The sequence below is a fragment of the Kibdelosporangium phytohabitans genome (genome assembly GCF_001302585.1).
Lineage (GTDB): Bacteria > Actinomycetota > Actinomycetes > Mycobacteriales > Pseudonocardiaceae > Kibdelosporangium > Kibdelosporangium phytohabitans.
Map to the genome: position 1 here is coordinate 310,797 of NZ_CP012752.1, position 16,882 is coordinate 327,678.

The window sequence follows — 16,882 nt, forward strand, 5'->3', positions numbered from 1 at the left end:
GTGGTTGTCCTCGTGCGTGTGACGTTGTGCGCGTTGCCTTTCCCGGGGTGTCGCGTGATCGAGGTTCTTTCCCGTCCTGCACAAGTCTTTGGGAGGTCAAGGATGACTGTCACTCGGCCGTTCGGGCTGAACGAGCGTTACGACCGCGATGAGGCGTCGGATGGTGTGTCCCGGTACGGGGCGTACCTGGCGCAGAAGCGGAAGTTGTTCCTGGACTTTGACGACTGTCTGACCGCGGATCGGTTGGCGTTCGCGGCGGCGGCGTGGGAGATCGCGCAGTCGCCGATCATGTCGCCGCCGTATGTGCTGGCGCATCCCCGGATCCAGTCCGCGGTGCCGCGCTGGGACGAGGAGTACCGGTTGGCGATCGAGGTGGTCGTCGCGATGCCCAACCTGTGGCCGCTGCCCGCGCAGTACCGGTATCGGGCCCTGGGTTGGCGTGAGGACTCGGTGTGGGGCGGGTTCGAGGACCCGAGGGATGCGGGTCGGTTGACGGTGTTGCCGTCTCTGTTGGTGCGGGTGCCGGTCACGGCGGGGGACGTGATGGACCCGGTGTACGAGAGCGGGATCCCGACGGTGGACGCCGCGCGGGGCAGCGTGCTGGCGATGTGTCACCTGCTCAACCCGGTGCTGGCCAGCGTGTTGGAGCAGCACCGCTAGCCCCGATGCGCCCCTGTTGTCGGTGTGCGCACCGTACGCGGGGTGTCGAGAAAGGACACGGAGATGAGGTTCACCGATCCGGACGGAACCGCCCGCAAGTGCCGGTATGGCTGCGGGTTGATGACGGTGCTCGCGCAGTGGGGTGACGGGCGCCCGGTGCGGGTGCATTGCGGCACCTGGCGCTCGACGTGCCCGGGACAGGGGCACTCGCCTCCCACCGCGCCCACCAGCGGTGCCGCTGTGGCGCCGGGCCGCCGGTTGGCGGCTGCGTAGTGAATCCGGCAGCAGAGGCGTTCGCGGTGGTGTTGCCGGCGTTGCTGGTGGCTCACCACGTCGCCGACCACTGGGCGCAGACTCCGCGCCAGGCCGCCCGTAAGGGCGATCCCGGCTGGAGTGGTCGCCGCGCGTGCGCCGGGCATGTGACCACCTACACCGCCGTGACCGCTGGGTTGACGGGTCTGCTGTGGTGGCTGTTCGATTTGACGGTCACCTGGGGCGGGTTCCTCGCCGGCCAGCTGGTCAGCGCGGTCACGCACTACGTCGTGGACCGCCGTGTGCCGTTGGCGTGGCTGGCCCGACGGGTCGGCAAGGGCGAGATGCTCGAATTCGGCGCGCCACGGCCGGGCCGGGACGACAACCCGCACCTGGGCACCGGCGCGTACGCGCTGGACCAGTCCTGGCACTGGTGGTGGCTGCTGGTCACCGCGATGTGCACGGCGGTGATCTGATGTCCGTGCTGACGAAAGCGGGCGCGATGCTCGCCGGCGTCGCCCTGGTGGGGTATCTGTCCGGACTGGACACCGATGCCACCGTCGCTGCCGACACGGCGTGTGTCGTGCCGGGGTACACCGGCGAGCAGCTGGCCAACGCCGCGACGATCGTGGCGGTCGGACGGGAGATGGGCATCCCGCAACGGGGCTGGGTCGTGGCGGTGGCGACCGCCCAACAGGAGTCCGGGCTGCGCAACCTCTCCTACGGTGACCGGGACTCGCTGGGTCTGTTCCAGCAGCGGCCGAGCATGGGCTGGGGGTCCCCGCCCCAGGTCACGTCCCCCCGGTACGCGGCCATGAAGTTCTACGAGCGGCTGCGCGGTGTGCGCGGCTGGCAGCAGATGAGCGTGACCACCGCCGCGCAAGCCGTGCAGCGGTCCGGTTTCCCGAACGCGTACGCGCGGCACGAGAAGACCGCGAGGGCCATCGTCACCGCCGTCCAAGGTCCCCGCTGCCCCCAGGCCTGACCACGGCCTGCGCGCGCACGGATTGATTAAGCACCACAGATGTCCACCCCGCGACGCGGCTCACCCGGGCGGCGCACGGGGTGGAAAACGCTGCAGGAAAACAACAATCACGGAGGTTAGTCATGGTGAAGAACATCGTCTTCGGTTTCCTGTTCATCGCGTTGCTGATCATCGCGGCCCAGGCCGTGGACATGGGCGAATACATGATCGCCACCGTGTCCGCTGTCCTGGCGCTGCTGTGCGGGTTCGGGATCGGCGGCCGGAAGTCCAGCTCGAACGCGCCGTTCACTCTCAAGTGAGGCCACCCCGGCCCGGCGGACCCTCTGCCAAGAAGACCCCCGCCGGGCCGGGTCTCCCACACACCCGCACCCGCACACTGCGACGCAGGCAGGAGAACACCATGCTAGACACCGCGCCGCGTGGTGCCCCGCCCGATCCCGCCACCACGCTCAACAGCCCCCACATCCTCGCCTGCCTCGTATGGACGACCCCGGACCGGCACGTGGCGGGAGAGACCTGCGCGTGCCAGCCGGGTGATGGCTGATGGCCCGGCATCGCAACACATCCGGCGCCGGTAGCGTCCTGCTCGTGGCCGTTGTCGCGACAGTCGTGGCCCACCAGTCGACCAGCACGACGAGCCCAGCCCCCAGCGACGGTAACGGGTTCGTGAAGCCGGTCGAGGGCAGGCTCAGTTCCGGGTTCGGCGCGCGAGCGGGCGGCACGCACTACGGCATCGACATCGCCGCGCCGACCGGCACCCCGATCCGCGCGGTCGCCGGCGGCACCGTGATCGAGGCCGAACCGGCCAGGGGGTACGGCCTGTGGATGCGCCTGCGGCACGAGGACGGGACCGTCACGGTCTACGGGCACATGCACACGATGGACCGTGCCCGGGGCGCCCGGGTGGCGGCGGGGGAGCAGATCGCCACCGTCGGTTCCCGCGGCCAGTCCACCGGGCCACACCTGCACTTCGAGGTATGGCCCGGCGGTGACCGGCAAGCCCGGGTCGACCCCAAGCCGTGGCTGGCGCGCCACGGCATCCACTACTGACCTTCCCCCGGGCGTGCGGTGCCCCGCCCGGGGACGTGACACCCACTACGCGTGACCGTCCTCAATGACGGCCACATGCATCTCATTCGCTTGGGAGACACCATGTCCTTCGTCAGAATGGTCGGCTATCAACTGCACACCCATCCTGACGGCGTGGCCGTCACGGACCTCTCCGCATCCGTGACCCTGGGTGACGGCACTGTTGTCGTCATGCCCGCGCCGTTCGTCCACATCGGACACAGACTCGGTGTCTGCCCGGCGATCGAACCCAGCGGCGACACGGGAATCGTCTTCGACCTGAGCCGGTGGGCGCCGGTGTACCTGGATGGTGAAGCCCAGACGATGTTCCCGTTCCACATCACCGGCCAGGGCGTGGCGGCGACGATCGCGCGCGCGTTCCACGCCGACCCGGCCACATCCTGGTCGGACCCGCGCGAGCGGGTCGAGACCTGGTTGCGCTCACACGGGCCCGACCTCGGCTTGCATTTCTGACCCCGGAAAGGGAGGTGACGACTCATGGAATGGCGTGACCAACGCCGCGCGGATCACGCCGCCCTGGCCGCTCAGCAGCTGGCGGCGCGGGTGGCGATGCGTGAGCAGGACCGCAGGGACACCGCCGAAGCCGACAGCCGCCAACGCGCACGGCGTACCGCGGCCCGTAACCGGCGGAAGGCCTTCTGGTCGGGGATCACCGGCTGGGTGGCACGGCACACGATGGATCTGTTGTTCGTACCGGTGATCGTGATCCCGGCGGTCCTGGCGTGGCCCGCGATGGCCGCGTACGGCATGGAGATCTTCCCGTTCGGTGGGGTTCTGCTGCCCGGGTTCACCGAGGGCAGCATGTGGGCGTTTGCCTTCGCGGTGACCCTGGCGCGGCGGGCGGGCAAACCGGTCGCCTGGCTGCTGGTGGGATTGTGGGCCAGTTGCGTGGCCGGCGCCGGCGTGAACTTCCTGCACGGCTACACCGGGCACGAGGGCAGTTTCACCCGGGGCGTGGTGATGGCGCTGGTGTCGGTCGGCGGTGTCGTGGTGCACCAGATGACCACCGCCCGCCCGCCCGGCCCGCGCCCGACCCGTGACGAACGGGACGCCGCGCGGGTTCAGCGGCTGGCGCAACGCCGGGTGACGGCGGTCCGGGCGACCGCGGTCCGCCGCGCGGTGGCCGATCTGGCGCCGGACGGCACCACCCGGCTGGTCGTCGAGCCGGGCCTGGTCCGGTTGTCCCGATCATGGTCGGGCCGCGCACGGCTTGTTCCCGTGATCGTTCCCCAGATGACTCGGCGCGGGTCGGTGAGCGGTGACCCGGCTGCCGAGTCCTTGATCACACAGATCGAGCGGTACCTGGCCAGTGGCCCGTCACCAGAGGCACGGAACACCTCGGGAACAGCGTCAACGCCGCCACACTCGCCGGAAGCGACGGCTGGTGGAGACGTTCCCAACCGGGTCGCCCGGCGTGTTCCGGCGCTCGTGGCCAAGGTCCGGGACGCGATCGAGTCCGGCGTATTGCCGGGTGAGCCGACGCGCACGGACATCCAACGGTTCCTGCGCGTGCGGGCGCAGACGGCGATCGCGGTGACCCGCGCGCTGTACGGCAACGGCGAGGGCAACAGTCCGGTCGGGGCGGTGACGTGATGTCCGCGACCGAGGTGGTCAACCGGTTCGGGGTGTGGACGCTGGCCAAGCTCGTGCTGGCGTTGCTGGTGTTCTTGGCGCTGCACCTGGCGCGGTGGCCCCTGCTGGTGCTGGCGCGGCTGCTGGAGATGGGGATGTCCGGTGTGGACCGTCTGGTCACCGCCGCTGTCACGTCCCCGCCGCGTCCGGGCGAGAAGTGGCGGGACCCGTTGCGGCACAACACATAAGGGAGGTGGCATCACGGTGACCACGGACAACACGATGCGACACAACGACTCTCACCGTGGGCCCGGCGCCGGTGAGCCCGGCCCGCCCCCGGCGGTCGCCGACACCACCACCAGCACGACTGCGGGCGCCGTACCGGCCGCCACGAGGCAGCTGCGGGCCACCCACGCGGTGGCCTGGGTGGGGTGGCACGTACTGGAACTGACCGCTGTCGGGGTGCCGACCGTGCTGGCCGTCACCGTGGACGGCTGGTGGGCGGCACTGGCCGCGGTCGTGGGCGCCGGGTGGGCTGGTCACGAGATCCAGCTCACCCGCCGACACCGTTCGGCTGGCGGCGAGACACCGCCGACACCGCTGTTGAGCGGAGAGAACACCGATCAGCTGGCTGGAAAGGACCGGGATCATGACCGATGAACACGATGACCGGACTGACCGGCTGGCCGCCGTGCACTATCTGCCCCACCACGACCAGGACGGGCACGCCGGGGACGTGACCGGGCGGGTGCTGGACGCCGAGGTGATCTCCGAGCAGGAGTACCAGCGGCGGCGACCCAGCCAGAAAGACCAGGCCCTGCAACGGTTGGCGGCCTACCGGCAGGATGTGACAGTGGTGTTGCAGGTGGCGCGCACTGCGGCCACCCACCGGCGCACCCGCACAGTCGGCAAAGCGCTGGCTCGCAACGCGTACTACCCGATCGCCGGGGCTGGCGTGGCGGCCCAGCGATGGCGTGACACCCGCGGCGTGGGCCGCTACGAACGGATGATGCGCGCGGCCGAGGCCGCAGGCGACCGGGACCTGCTGCTGGAGTGGGAAGCGCGCGATGTCGCCGAGAAACAGCGGCGCCACCAACGGGTGATGGACTGGGTCACGTCCCCGGCGCGGCTGGTCAAAGCCGCTGTCGTGGCCGGGTTCGGACTGACCGGGCTGCTGCTGGCTCTCGGTGTGGTCCTGGCGATCGCGCACAAGGACATCAGCGAGGTGATCGGCCCGATCAACACCATGATCGACGCGATCGCGTGGCTGGTCTGGTTCGTCACCGCCTACGGGATCCTGCTGGTCAGCGCCGTCACCGGCGCGGGCGTCGCCTACCTGTGGTATCTGGGCCGAGCCCACACCGCCACACAACCGGCCTGGCTGTCCGGCGGGCCGGCCGCCGACAGCGGCGGCGGGGACGTGATGGACCAGTTGCCCGACGAGGGCACCATCGTCAACGCCCTGCGCAACCTCAACATCCGGGGCTTCAACCAGGCGCTCAAGGAAGGCTGGCGGCTGCGGTTCCGGCAACCACCCACGATCGACGGCAAGGGCTGGCGGGCCCAGATCGACCTCCCGCCCTCCAGCCCGGTGGAGGAGATCGTCAAGCGCAAGTCGATGCTGGCGCACAACCTGATGCGCTACCCGATCGAGGTCTGGCCGACCGAGCCTCAGCCCAGCGTGCTGGACCTGTGGGTGGCCAAACCCGGCGCGTTGTCCGGGCCGGTCGACCCCTGGCCGCTGCTGGCCGACCTGGACCGCGCCACCTGCGACTACTTCGCCGGCGTCCCGGTCGGGGTGACCATCCGCGGTGACGTGGTGCGGGGCCGGTTGTCGGGCGCGAACTACGTGATGGGCGGGGTGATGGGCAGCGGGAAGTCCACCCTGGCCATCAACCTCGTGCTCGGGTCGATGCTGGACCCGCTGGTGGACATCGACATCGTGGTGATGGCCGAGAACGCCGACTACGAGCCGATGCGCCCACGGCTGCGGTCGCTGGTCACTGGCGGCGGCGACGACACGGTCAACGCCTGCATGGCGCTGATGCGCGAGCTCTACGACGAGCTTGACGTGCGCGGCAAGGCGTTGCGCGAGCATGATGAACGGTTCGTCACCCGTGAACTGGCCGCCCGCGACGCCCGGCTGCGTCCCCGGCTGGTGATCATCGACGAATGCCAGAACTTCTTCATCGGCGAGCACGGCAAGGCCGCGATCGAGGTCACGTCCAAGGTGCTCAGCGCGTCCCGCAAGTACGCCATGACGCTGGTGTTCATCACGCCTGAGCCGTCAAAAGACGCGCTGCCCCGCAAGATCATCAGCATCGTCACCAACAAGGCGTGCTACGCCATCGGGGACCAGATCGCCAACGACGCCGTGCTGGGCACCGGCTCCTACAAGGCGGGCGTGTCCGCGGTCGGGCTCGAGCCCAAGACCGAGGAAGGCGACGGCGATGTCGGCACCTGCATGGCGCGCGGGTTCATGGCGAAACCCGGGCTGCTGCGCTGTTTCTACGTCCCGCAGGCCGACGCGCACCGCGTCACCCAGCGGGCCATGCAGCTGCTCGAACAGGCCCAGATCACCGTCACCCCCGCGGCGCTGCCCACCGCGCACGAGCGTGACCCGCTCGCCGACATCGCCACGGTGCTGGGCGACCAGCGCCGGATGCTGACCCAGGAAGTGCTGCAACGCCTGACCGAACGGGATCGCTGGTACGCCGACTGGACCTTCGAGAAGCTCACCGCGTTCCTGACCAAGCACGACGCCGCCCCGTACAAGTACCACGGCACGATGCACGTCAAGGCCGACCTCATCACCGAAGCGCTCACCCGGCGTGACGACCTTGGCGAGTGGGCCGAGGACGAAGGCGACCCGGCACCCTAACCACGCGCGGGGGAGGTGGGGAGTTCTCCCCACCCGCCTCCCCCGCGCCGCCTCCCCCTCCGTTACCTGCGGAAACCCTCCACAAGGGAGGCGGGGAGGCATCCCTGCCACCTGGCCGCGAACCGGCGAAACCACCCCCACTCGCCCCCCGGCGTCGCCTCCCTCCCCGGGGGACGTGACACCGAGGGCGTCCCATCCTGCGCGCTTACTCCCTGTCACCACCGCTGTTACCGCTCCCACTACTGAGGAGGTTCGATGACCATGTCCCCGTCCACCGCGTCCCCCGCCCACACCGCCGACATCGTGCTGTTCGCCCGCGGCGCCGACCGGGTCCTGCGGGTGCTGCTGATCCAGCGCGCGGCCGACAGCGACGCGTTCCCGGGCCACTGGGCGTTGCCCGGCGGCTACCTCGACCCGGGCGAGAGCGCCGAGGACGCCGCACGCCGCGAGCTGACCGAGGAAACCGGCCTGGCCAGCCCGCCCGACCTCGTCCAGGTCGGACGGTACGACACCCAGGGACGTGACCCGCGCGGACCGGTGGTCAGCACCGCGTACGCCGCCATGCTCGGCGAGACGATCCCACCCCAGGCGGGAGACGACGCCCACGCCGCCGAATGGGTCCCGGTGCTGTTCGCGTTCACCGAACGCGACCTGGCGTTCGACCACGACAGGATCCTCGCCGACGCGCTGCGCACGCTGCGGCACGTCATCGAGGGGACGTGACACCCCGATGTGTCGTGCGGGAGGACGCCGGTGCCCCGGCAACGGCGTCTCCACCACCAAAGCCCACGTCAACGCACGCCAACGCCTCTCGCGTGCCCGCAAAGCCCTGGACAAGGCGCTCAGCGGCGGCGACCCGAGGAAAGTCGCCGCCGCCCACCAGAAACTCGCCACCGCCGAGGCCGCCATGGACGCCGTCCGGCAAGCCCACACCCACGACACCCCAGCCCCGGAAAGGGACGTGACACCGGTGGAACCCGACGCCCCCACACCGGACCTCCAAGCGCGAATCTATGCGGCGTACCGCGACCTGGCGGTCAAGAAGCAGGAATGGATCCGCCTGGCCCGAGTCCGCGCCAAGCTCACCGGTGCCGACAAGAGCGAAGTGGACAAGGTCCTGCTCGCGATGATGAGGTCCCAGGCGATCTACTTGGCCCCGGACTCGAACCGCAAAGTGCTGACCGACGCCGACCACGACGCGGCCATCATGATCGGCGGCGAACCCAAGCACCTCATCGCGTTCGACGCGGAGTTCGACCTGGACACCAGCACGGATCCGGCTGCCGCGAACACCTCGGCCACCCCGCCGAACCCCACGCGCACTCCGACGAGCGAACGTCGAGCGAAGCGCTCCCAGACCGGGGACGTGACACCCCAGGGCCAGCCGGAACGGCCCCGACGGTCCCGCAACCCGGGCGGCAAGCCGGAAACCGAGGCCGACACGAAGTTCTTCGACCTGCGGGAGTCCGGCTACACCGGGCCGATCAACGAGAAAGGCGAGGCGGTCACCTCCGGTCCCGCGGTCGAGATACTGCAGGCACTGAGCCAGACCACACAACGGCGGCGCAGGCCCGGCACGGCCGGACGCGGGGCGAACAACAAACACCGCGCCGAGGTGGGCAGGCCAACGTCGTCGCCTACGGCGGGATGACCGCGATCCAGGCGCGACTCATCTCTGGTGACGTCAACGTCCACACCGGACACAACGGTTGTGCTGTGTGGACCGACCACGACAGCGACTGACGCACGCCGTACCAGCTGACCGAGGGGACGTGACACCTCATGACCACTGACACCCTGGCAGCCACGGCGGGTTGGCTGCCCGCCACGGTCGTCTACGCCGACCGACCCGCGATCGCGCTACCGGGGGAGGCCACCCCCGCCGCCGGGCTGGTCATCACGCCGCACACCGACACCGCCGTCCGGCGCTACACCGGGCTGTGGTCGGTGATCCACACCGGGACCGGCTACCACGTCGGCCCCTACGCCGTGCCGCTGGTATACGCGCGGGAGGCCGTCAGACTGCTCGCCGACACCGCAACCGACTGGACCGAGTCCGGGCGGGTGCTGGCCGATACGGCGCGCGGACTCGGCCGTGTCGTCGGCGACATCCGCGATCGGGTGTTGTTCGCCTGGGACGAGGGCATTCCCACCTGGTGGGGACGTGACAGCTGGACGCACGCGCGCCCGGCCTGGTCTGTCCACTTCGCCGACGGCGGTGACCACCGCGAGGACACCTGGACCAGCCTGGTCGACTGGCTCACCGACTACCACACCCTCGCCGAGACCACCGCACCCTTGTACGGCGGCATCACCACCATCACCCGCGAACCGGCCGCAACCTGGCGGCTGACCTGCGCCGCACCCTTGTGCGACACCAACATTCTGGGTGACCGGTCGCCCGCGGTGCTGGCCGAGAACGACGAAGACGGTGGCGTGTACGAGATGCGCTACCCAGACCGTAGAGCTACCGCGCGGGACGCGCTGGCGCTGGGCTGGAGGCGACACGACCGGGCGCACTGGACCTGTCCCGTATGCGCTACCGCTCACGCCGCCGCCCCGGTCGATTTCTACGGATGGTGACCGTGCGCATTACCCACGCCGTTTCGGTACGACACCGCACAAGCACTCCGGTGTGACGCGGAGGCACTCCGCGCCCGCGGCACACCGGGGACACCACGATGCGCCGTAGCGATCGGTCTCCCATGGTCCGGTCGCCATGGCGATGCTTGACTTCGGTGAGTCAAGTATGGTGTGGCCCTGGTCATCGACGTTGCCACGCCGACGATCAGGGCCACGATGCTTCTAACTTGCTACTTGGACCTCAGGAGCCACTTAGCGACACGACGGAGCGTCCTTGTGAGAGCCCGGTCGACGTAGTCGTCCGGGCTCTCATTGCTCGGGCCGCTGAGCAAGTCAGCGATCAGCCACACAAGGCGGCCTATCCACTGATCCATGTTTCTCCTACCTGTGTTGATATGCAGAGCCTTTGCCGTCACCCCGCTGCGCCGATTGCCCAGAAGGGTGGGATCAAGGGGACCGGCGGTCGCCGGATGCGTGAACGGTACAGGTTGACGGGGACGACAAGCGACGTGGGCACCATTGTTTGACATAGTCGCAGGTAGCGTCCATAAACACGCCCTAGCGCTCGCAAATGGCCGGTCTAACCCCTCGGTGAGGTGTCCGCTCTCGGCACCTGATGGGTGTCGTGACCTGCGTTGATACTTGACTTGTCGAAATCACTCCCTGTTACTTGACGCGCCCAGTGATCAACCTGGGCTTTCTTGGCACATGTTGTCTTACTATCTTGTTTTCTTGTTTTCTGTCTTCCCGCGTCACGAGCATCGCATCGCCTATGCCCAAACTTCAGATCTACGTGAAGTCGTCTGCATTCTGTCCGAACTGAATCCGGAGTGGCGGATTCCGTTTTCGGTAGGTCGTCGATGCGAACGTCCAAGCAGCGATCTCCTATCCGCACCGCCTCTGACAGGAGTGTGCACATGGATACCGTCGAACGCCGGTTGCTGGACGCTGCCGTAGCAGCGGTCACCCGAGGTTGGCGGGTGTTCCCTCTTCGACCAGGTACCAAGAAACCCGCGCTACACGGCGACAGTCCACCGGAACGACCGTGCCCACGTACCGGGGTCTGTCACGACGGACATAAGGGCTGGGAACAACGGGGCCTGACCGATCCCGACGAGGTGCGCTGGTACTGGACCAGCAGCCGCTACCGCGGGTGCAACGTCGGCGCTGCCACTGGGCCCAGCGGGCGGGTGGTGATCGACCTCGACCAGCCCAAGTCGCCCACCGATCGCCCCGGCGAGGGCTGCAACCACAAGGGGGTCCGCGACGGGCTGGATCACTTCGCCGCGATCTGCGCTGATTACGGCCAACCATTCCCAGATACCCGCATGGTTCACACCGCCCGCGGGGGCATGCACCTCGTCTACACCGCGCCGGCCGGGGTCCGCCTGCGTAACACCGAAGGAGAGCAAGGCAAAGGGCTGGGCTGGCGGATCGACACCCGGGCGTGGGGTGGGTACATCGTCGCGCCCGGCTCGATCACCCCGGACGGCGAGTACCGGCTCGTGCACGACCGGGCCGAACTGACGCTTCCCGCGTGGCTCACGCGGCTGCTGACGCCCTCACCGGTCGTGCACACCACAGCACCCCCGCCACGCTCCTCGGCACGCTTGGCGGCCTACACCGCCGCCGCCGTGCGTGGCGAGTGCGCCCGCGTCGCGACAGCCGCAACGGGCAGCCATTCCAAGACCCTGTTCAGCGCCGCCGGGAATCTCGGCCAGCTCGTCGCCGGCGGCACCTTGGCGTGGGCGGACGCGTTCGCCGAGCTGTACGCCGCCGCCCGGCACCTGCTCACCACCGACTGCGCCTGCACCGACTACGAGATCCGGCGCCAGATCACCAACGGGCTGCGTACGGGACAAGCGAGACCACGCGTGCCGCCCGCCGCAAGCCCAGCCACACAAAGGGGGACGTGACCTCTCATGACCACCACCGACCACCGGTACGAATTCGCCTGGCACACCCCGGAAAGCGACCTGGTCGCTCTGCGCGGTGGCCCCCGCGACGCGCGCTGGTACACCTACCGCGACTGGCTGGCCGCCCGGCGGTCCAGCCGCCGTCTGCGGTGCGACCTGTCGTGCCGGACGGCGCGCCGCGATGCTACGCGCCCACTACCGAGTGGACCGGGCGCACCGACAGGCCGGAATCACCTGTCGCGGCAGCTATGCGCGCCCGCGTGTGGTGCCACGTCCCGCCCTCGCAATGGACGCAATGGGGCCGCGAGTACCACACACCAGACGAAGCCGACGACATCCAGTTCACAGAAACCCTGCCAGACAGAGGGACGTGACGTTCGCCCCAGAGACGGACGGACCCTAGCCGATGGCGCACGAAACAACCCGCAACCTCGCCGACACCGAGGTCACGATGGTGCGAATGTTCGGCACCACCGCCGACATCGTGCACCGCATCCACCACGCCGAGCACGAACGCAGGCAGGCTTGCTGGCCTGCCTCATGTGGACGCGCTGGAATTGCTTGACGTCCTCACCGACCTGCCGATCGCTGCGGCCATCCCGGTAAGAGCGATCGCCCGGCCGGATCTGCGCGTACTGCGCCGCGCACCCACCGGTGTCGTTCACACGACGCCGACCACCGTGACCCGGCTACTGGTCCCCGTGCTCACACCGATCCTGGCTGTGGTGCACGCGTCGCGCTGGCAGCACGGCTTGGCTGACGTCTCGGAATTCGGCGCCTACCTCCCCCGGATGCTCGTCCTGCGCGAGCTTCCCGGCGACGACGACGACCTGCTCGCCGCAGCCGCGTGGTACGGCATCGGCGTCGCCATCGGATCAACGACCACCTGGACCACCGTGCTGGCACCCGAACCAGTGCCCGACTGGCAACCCACGGTCGCGTGGTGGCGCTTCTGTGAACGCGTCTACCGCCACCTGCTCGCCGGGGGACGTGACATCCGGCCGACCGCACGAGGCCTATCACCGAAGTCGCCTATAGACAGACACGCACACTGAGGAGACCGCCATGGCGTGGGAATGGCTAATGCCAGCAGGGACCGTCATCGGACATCGATCACCTCCGGTCTGGGCGGCTGGATCGGCGGACGGCACACCGGACGCAACCAGCAACGCCAGCACACCTTCGAGCGGGAAACCAGCGTCCTGACACGGGGACGTGACCAAGCGGACGAGGCCATCGCCGCCCTGCGCGTCCTCTAGAAGCAGGCATCCCTTACCGCGCAAGGGGACGTGACGACCTGATGGTCCGAAAGGGACAACAGAGCCAGCCGAAACGACCAGGTTGCGACACTGAGGCAAATAGGAGCGCACCAACCGCATGGGCAGAGACAAGAAGAAGACGAGCCGCGCGGCCACTCACAGACCAGCCGCTCGACGGCGCCGATTCCGGCACGACGACCTCGTCGCGGTGGACCTGTTCTCCGGATTCGGTGGCCTGACCCGGGGCATCGAGCGGGCCGGATTCACCACGATCATGGCCGCCAACCACAACGCCTACAAAGTCGAGGTCCACGAAGCCAACCATCCCGCCGCCGAGCACTGGATCGCCGACCTGGTCGACCCCGACTCGTCCGACTACCACTCCGCCCGGGATCTGCCCGCGGCCGACCTGCTCGTCGCGGGCGTGAGCTGCGTGAACCACTCACAGGCCAATACGATCAAGGCCTACGAGCAGGGTTTGGCCCTGTTCGAGCTGGAGGACCCGGAGTTCGAGGCGCGGGTCACCCGCAGCGAACGTGACCGGGCCACCGCCAACTGCGTGCTGCACTACGCCGCCCAGCACCGCCCGCGGCTGATCCTGGTCGAGTGCACGACCGAGTTCGTCTCGTGGGGCCCGGCCATTCCCGGCCGCCCGAAGGTCGGCGACGGCTCGACCTACCGGTGGTGGCTCAAACAGTTCAACAACCTCGGCTACAACCACAAGATCTTGTACCTGAACTCGATGTTCTTCGGCGTACCGCAATCCCGTGACCGCTATTACGCCGCGTTCTGGGACAAGCGGCTCCCGGCCCCGGACCTCGAGCACCGGCCCGCAGCCTGGTGCGGCGGGCGCTGCCAGCGGATCGTGGACAGCGTGTGGTCGTGGAAGACCGGAGTCCCCCCGACCGGGCGGGTGCAGTACGGCAAGCAGTACACCTACCGCTGCCCCCGCTGCCGCACCGAGGTCTACCCGGCGGCCACGCCGTCACTGCACGCGCTGGACCTCACCAGCCTGGGCACCCGGATCGGAGAGCGCACACGGCCATTGTCGGACGCCACGATGGCGAGGGCGGAACGTTGTCGCCAGCGGTTCGCCCAGTTCCCCGCCGTTCTGATGCCGGTCAAAAGCGTCCACGGGTCCGAGCGGCATCCCTGGCAGCCGATGTCGACCCAGACCAGCCAGCAGGAAACCGCGATCCTGTCCACCGGCGCGGTGATGACCGCGGCAGGCAACACGTTCGAACGTCCCGGATCGGCCTGCCGGACACGCGAGCTCGGCCAGCCACTCTGGGCGCAGACCGCGACCAACACGATCGAGCTGCTCGCCCCTCCCGTCGCGCTGACAGGCCAGGTGCTCGCCGCGCACCGGCACAACGGCGACGGCCAACACCTGTCACGGCCGATGGACACCGTCACCGCCACACACGAGAAGGCCGTGCTGCTCGCGGCGGTGAACAACTACCAAGGCGCTCCGCGCGGTGCGCACGAACCACTGCCCACCCAAGGCGGATCCGAAACCCTCGGCGTCCTGTCCACCGGTGTCCTCCCCTTCCGCAAGAACACCGTGCCGACCGTGCACACCGAACCGATGCCGACCGTGACCTCCGACCAGACCCCCGGCCTGCTCACCGCCGCCGGAACCATCAAGAACAACGGTGCGATCGACGAGGCCCCCTACCGGGCCCACCCCGTCAGCGACCCGCTCGGCACGCTCGTCGCGTCAGCCGCCAACCAAGCCGCACTGTTTTCCGGCTGGAGCACGCCGATCCAAACCGGCCCGGCCGCGATCGCCGAATGGCGGGCCGCCCTTACGGAGCTGTCCTTGGAGGACTGCTACTTCCGCATGCTCGCCGCCCACGAGGTCGGCCGCGGCTGTGGGTTCGATGTGGACTTCCCCGGCCACCACGGCGACTTCGTCGTATGGGGCAGTGCCCGCGATCAGGTCGACGGCTTCGGCAACGCCGTCTCACCCCAGGTCGGGACCTGGATCGGCGACCGGCTACGCGCAGTCCTTGACGCCCCCGAGGCAGCCGCATGATCACGTCGTTCTGACAGCGAAAGGCAGGTCGCCATGACCGGCGCTCACCCCAAGGACGACCGGCACCTGCACCCCGTCCCCACCGGCGACCAGCCCAGTCAGGCTGACCGGCCCACCATCCGAGTGGGGGCCGACCCGGAAACCATCCGGGCACTCACCGGCGCGCTTGATACTCGCGTCATCCCGGACACCTACGTCACCGACGGCGCCCCGGTCGTGATCGAAGCCGTCTCCGGCTCGGGGGACGTGACATCCGGCGACGAGGACGTCGCACTGCCACTCACGGTGTCAGTTCTGCGCCCGCCGCTGCTGGCCAGTCTGCTGGCCGAACACACCACCGTGATCAGCGACAAAGGCGAGGAATCACCCAAGCGGGAAGTCCTCGCCGCAGTCCTCGCCCGGCAGGCGTGGCCCGGCCTGCCGCCCTTGCGGCGGATCATCTCCACCCCCGTGCTGCGCCCGAACGGCACCCTGTTGCAGGTCCCCGGCTACGACCCGGCCACCGGCTTCTACCTCACCACCACCGCGACACCCCTGCAGCCCGTTCCCGAGACACCCACCACCGAGCAGGTCAACGACGCTCACCGGTTTCTGCTGGACAAGTTCCTCGCCGACTTCCCCTGGCGCGAGGAAGCCGACCGCGCCAACTACATCGCATTGTTGATCACGCCGATCATCCGGCCGTTCACCCGCGCGCTGTCGCCGTTCGCGATCGTGGACGCCACCATGCCCGGATCCGGTAAAACCATCCTGACCAGCTGCGTCGGCCTGCTGGTCGGACAACGCGTGCTGACTTGGACCGACAGCGAAGAGGAGCTGCGCAAGTCCATTACGACCGTGCTCGCCGACAGTGTGGGCGCGGTCGTGTTCGACAACCTGGTCGAAGGCCACACCGTCAACTCGGCCGTGCTGGCCCGGCTGGTCACCGAACGCACCTGGGCCGACCGCCGACTGGGCACCAATTCAGCCGCGGTGTACGACAACGACCGGCTCTGGCTGGCCACCGGCAACAACATCCACACCGGTGGTGACATGGCCTCCCGCACCGTCTGGGTCCGCCTGGACCCCAACTGCCCCCGGCCCGAAGCCCGCACCGGCTTCACCATCCCCAACCTCGACTCCTGGATTCTCGACCCAGCCAACCGCGCCGAGGTCCTGCGCCACGTCCTGACCTTGATCCTGGACTGGACCGCACACGGCGCACCCCTCAGCGACGCCGTACCGGAGATGCGGCAGTTCACCCGCTGGGCCCGCTACGTCGGAGGATTCCTCGAACACCACGGCATCCCCGGCTTCCTCGCCAACGCCGACGCGGGCCGGGAACTCGACGAAGAGGGCGGCGAGTGGCGGGCGTTCCTGCTGCGCTGGCGCACCCTGCACGGCGACACCCGCCTGACCGCCGCCGAGCTACGCCAAACCGCCGAACTCGACCCATTCGGCAACGACCCCTGGCAAGGCACCTTCCCCACCACCAGCCGGGGCCAACCCCTCACACCACGAGCACTCGGCAAACGCTTGTCCGGACAAAAGGGACGTTGGCGTGGTGACGTTGTGCTACGAGCCGAGATCGACTCCCACACCAAAATCAACCACTTCTGGGTGCACCACCAACCCGCCTGAACACCGACCCCCCGGATTTGACCCCGC

19 protein-coding genes are annotated in these 16,882 nt (G+C 68.9%); all 19 read left to right on the forward strand.

Features of this window, described 5'->3' with window-relative positions:
• The first annotated feature begins 102 nt into the window (after positions 1 to 102).
• Positions 103 to 660 (forward strand): hypothetical protein, encoded by a 558-nt coding sequence (locus AOZ06_RS55745; RefSeq protein WP_054287754.1) that lies wholly within the window; start codon positions 103 to 105, stop codon positions 658 to 660.
• Between the two features lie 63 nt (positions 661 to 723).
• Complete coding sequence (locus AOZ06_RS55750) at positions 724 to 933, forward strand: hypothetical protein (protein ID WP_157232751.1); 210 nt, start codon at positions 724 to 726, stop codon at positions 931 to 933.
• Complete coding sequence (locus AOZ06_RS01515) at positions 933 to 1,388, forward strand: DUF3307 domain-containing protein (protein WP_054287755.1); 456 nt, start codon at positions 933 to 935, stop codon at positions 1,386 to 1,388. Before AOZ06_RS55750 ends, AOZ06_RS01515 begins: the two co-directional genes overlap by 1 nt.
• The gene (locus tag AOZ06_RS01520; RefSeq protein WP_054287756.1) at positions 1,388 to 1,897 is read left to right on the forward strand and encodes a hypothetical protein; all 510 of its coding nucleotides are present in this window, start codon (positions 1,388 to 1,390) and stop codon (positions 1,895 to 1,897) included. Before AOZ06_RS01515 ends, AOZ06_RS01520 begins: the two co-directional genes overlap by 1 nt.
• Before the next feature lie 122 nt (positions 1,898 to 2,019).
• A complete protein-coding gene (locus tag AOZ06_RS55755) occupies positions 2,020 to 2,196 on the forward strand; it encodes a hypothetical protein (protein ID WP_157232752.1) in 177 nt (58 codons plus the stop codon).
• A 289-nt stretch (positions 2,197 to 2,485) separates the two neighbouring features.
• Entirely contained in the window at positions 2,486 to 2,947 is a 462-nt protein-coding gene (locus tag AOZ06_RS01525) for a murein hydrolase activator EnvC family protein (protein ID WP_236952042.1), read from the forward strand.
• A 102-nt stretch (positions 2,948 to 3,049) separates the two neighbouring features.
• Positions 3,050 to 3,439, forward strand: a complete 390-nt coding sequence (locus AOZ06_RS01530) for a hypothetical protein (RefSeq protein ID WP_054287758.1) — start codon at positions 3,050 to 3,052, stop codon at positions 3,437 to 3,439.
• A 24-nt stretch (positions 3,440 to 3,463) separates the two neighbouring features.
• Complete coding sequence (locus AOZ06_RS01535) at positions 3,464 to 4,579, forward strand: hypothetical protein (RefSeq protein WP_054287759.1); 1,116 nt, start codon at positions 3,464 to 3,466, stop codon at positions 4,577 to 4,579.
• Positions 4,579 to 4,806 (forward strand): hypothetical protein, encoded by a 228-nt coding sequence (locus AOZ06_RS01540; RefSeq protein WP_054287760.1) that lies wholly within the window; start codon positions 4,579 to 4,581, stop codon positions 4,804 to 4,806. Before AOZ06_RS01535 ends, AOZ06_RS01540 begins: the two co-directional genes overlap by 1 nt.
• Before the next feature lie 16 nt (positions 4,807 to 4,822).
• On the forward strand, positions 4,823 to 5,218 hold the full coding sequence (locus AOZ06_RS55760) for a hypothetical protein (protein ID WP_054287761.1): 396 nt from the start codon (positions 4,823 to 4,825) through the stop codon (positions 5,216 to 5,218).
• Positions 5,208 to 7,439, forward strand: a complete 2,232-nt coding sequence (locus AOZ06_RS01550; protein ID WP_054287762.1) for a zonular occludens toxin domain-containing protein — start codon at positions 5,208 to 5,210, stop codon at positions 7,437 to 7,439. Before AOZ06_RS55760 ends, AOZ06_RS01550 begins: the two co-directional genes overlap by 11 nt.
• Before the next feature lie 255 nt (positions 7,440 to 7,694).
• Positions 7,695 to 8,162, forward strand: coding sequence for an NUDIX domain-containing protein (locus tag AOZ06_RS01555; protein ID WP_054287763.1), 468 nt, complete (start codon positions 7,695 to 7,697; stop codon positions 8,160 to 8,162).
• Positions 8,163 to 8,169: 7 nt separating this feature from the next.
• Entirely contained in the window at positions 8,170 to 9,090 is a 921-nt protein-coding gene (locus AOZ06_RS58295) for a hypothetical protein (protein ID WP_054287764.1), read from the forward strand.
• 131 nt (positions 9,091 to 9,221) lie between these two features.
• Positions 9,222 to 10,022 carry a hypothetical protein gene (locus AOZ06_RS01565; protein ID WP_054287765.1) on the forward strand — a complete coding sequence of 267 codons (801 nt, stop codon included), beginning with the start codon at positions 9,222 to 9,224 and terminating at the stop codon, positions 10,020 to 10,022.
• 917 nt (positions 10,023 to 10,939) lie between these two features.
• Entirely contained in the window at positions 10,940 to 11,938 is a 999-nt protein-coding gene (locus tag AOZ06_RS01570) for a bifunctional DNA primase/polymerase (protein ID WP_063809936.1), read from the forward strand.
• Between the two features lie 542 nt (positions 11,939 to 12,480).
• On the forward strand, positions 12,481 to 12,993 hold the full coding sequence (locus AOZ06_RS01575) for a hypothetical protein (protein WP_054287767.1): 513 nt from the start codon (positions 12,481 to 12,483) through the stop codon (positions 12,991 to 12,993).
• A gap of 15 nt (positions 12,994 to 13,008) precedes the next feature.
• Entirely contained in the window at positions 13,009 to 13,197 is a 189-nt protein-coding gene (locus tag AOZ06_RS01580) for a hypothetical protein (RefSeq protein ID WP_157232753.1), read from the forward strand.
• 118 nt (positions 13,198 to 13,315) lie between these two features.
• Entirely contained in the window at positions 13,316 to 15,235 is a 1,920-nt protein-coding gene (locus AOZ06_RS01585; RefSeq protein ID WP_054287769.1) for a DNA cytosine methyltransferase, read from the forward strand.
• A gap of 33 nt (positions 15,236 to 15,268) precedes the next feature.
• A complete protein-coding gene (locus tag AOZ06_RS01590; RefSeq protein ID WP_225953106.1) occupies positions 15,269 to 16,855 on the forward strand; it encodes a hypothetical protein in 1,587 nt (528 codons plus the stop codon).
• The last annotated feature ends 27 nt before the right edge of the window (positions 16,856 to 16,882 follow it).

Excerpts from the sequence above, each read along its gene's own strand:
- AOZ06_RS55755 (WP_157232752.1), top strand. The coding sequence starts at position 2,020 with ATGGTGAAGAACATCGTCTTCGGTTTCCTGTTCATCGCGTTGCTGATC.
- AOZ06_RS01570 (WP_063809936.1), top strand. The coding sequence starts at position 10,940 with ATGGATACCGTCGAACGCCGGTTGCTGGACGCTGCCGTAGCAGCGGTC.
- AOZ06_RS55750 (WP_157232751.1), top strand. The coding sequence starts at position 724 with ATGAGGTTCACCGATCCGGACGGAACCGCCCGCAAGTGCCGGTATGGC.
- AOZ06_RS01555 (WP_054287763.1), top strand. The coding sequence starts at position 7,695 with ATGACCATGTCCCCGTCCACCGCGTCCCCCGCCCACACCGCCGACATC.
- AOZ06_RS01540 (WP_054287760.1), top strand. The coding sequence starts at position 4,579 with ATGTCCGCGACCGAGGTGGTCAACCGGTTCGGGGTGTGGACGCTGGCC.
- AOZ06_RS01585 (WP_054287769.1), top strand. The coding sequence starts at position 13,316 with ATGGGCAGAGACAAGAAGAAGACGAGCCGCGCGGCCACTCACAGACCA.
- AOZ06_RS01530 (WP_054287758.1), top strand. The coding sequence starts at position 3,050 with ATGTCCTTCGTCAGAATGGTCGGCTATCAACTGCACACCCATCCTGAC.
- AOZ06_RS01520 (WP_054287756.1), top strand. The coding sequence starts at position 1,388 with ATGTCCGTGCTGACGAAAGCGGGCGCGATGCTCGCCGGCGTCGCCCTG.
- AOZ06_RS58295 (WP_054287764.1), top strand. The coding sequence starts at position 8,170 with ATGTGTCGTGCGGGAGGACGCCGGTGCCCCGGCAACGGCGTCTCCACC.
- AOZ06_RS01590 (WP_225953106.1), top strand. The coding sequence starts at position 15,269 with ATGACCGGCGCTCACCCCAAGGACGACCGGCACCTGCACCCCGTCCCC.
- AOZ06_RS01535 (WP_054287759.1), top strand. The coding sequence starts at position 3,464 with ATGGAATGGCGTGACCAACGCCGCGCGGATCACGCCGCCCTGGCCGCT.
- AOZ06_RS01550 (WP_054287762.1), top strand. The coding sequence starts at position 5,208 with ATGACCGATGAACACGATGACCGGACTGACCGGCTGGCCGCCGTGCAC.
- AOZ06_RS55745 (WP_054287754.1), top strand. The coding sequence starts at position 103 with ATGACTGTCACTCGGCCGTTCGGGCTGAACGAGCGTTACGACCGCGAT.
- AOZ06_RS01565 (WP_054287765.1), top strand. The coding sequence starts at position 9,222 with ATGACCACTGACACCCTGGCAGCCACGGCGGGTTGGCTGCCCGCCACG.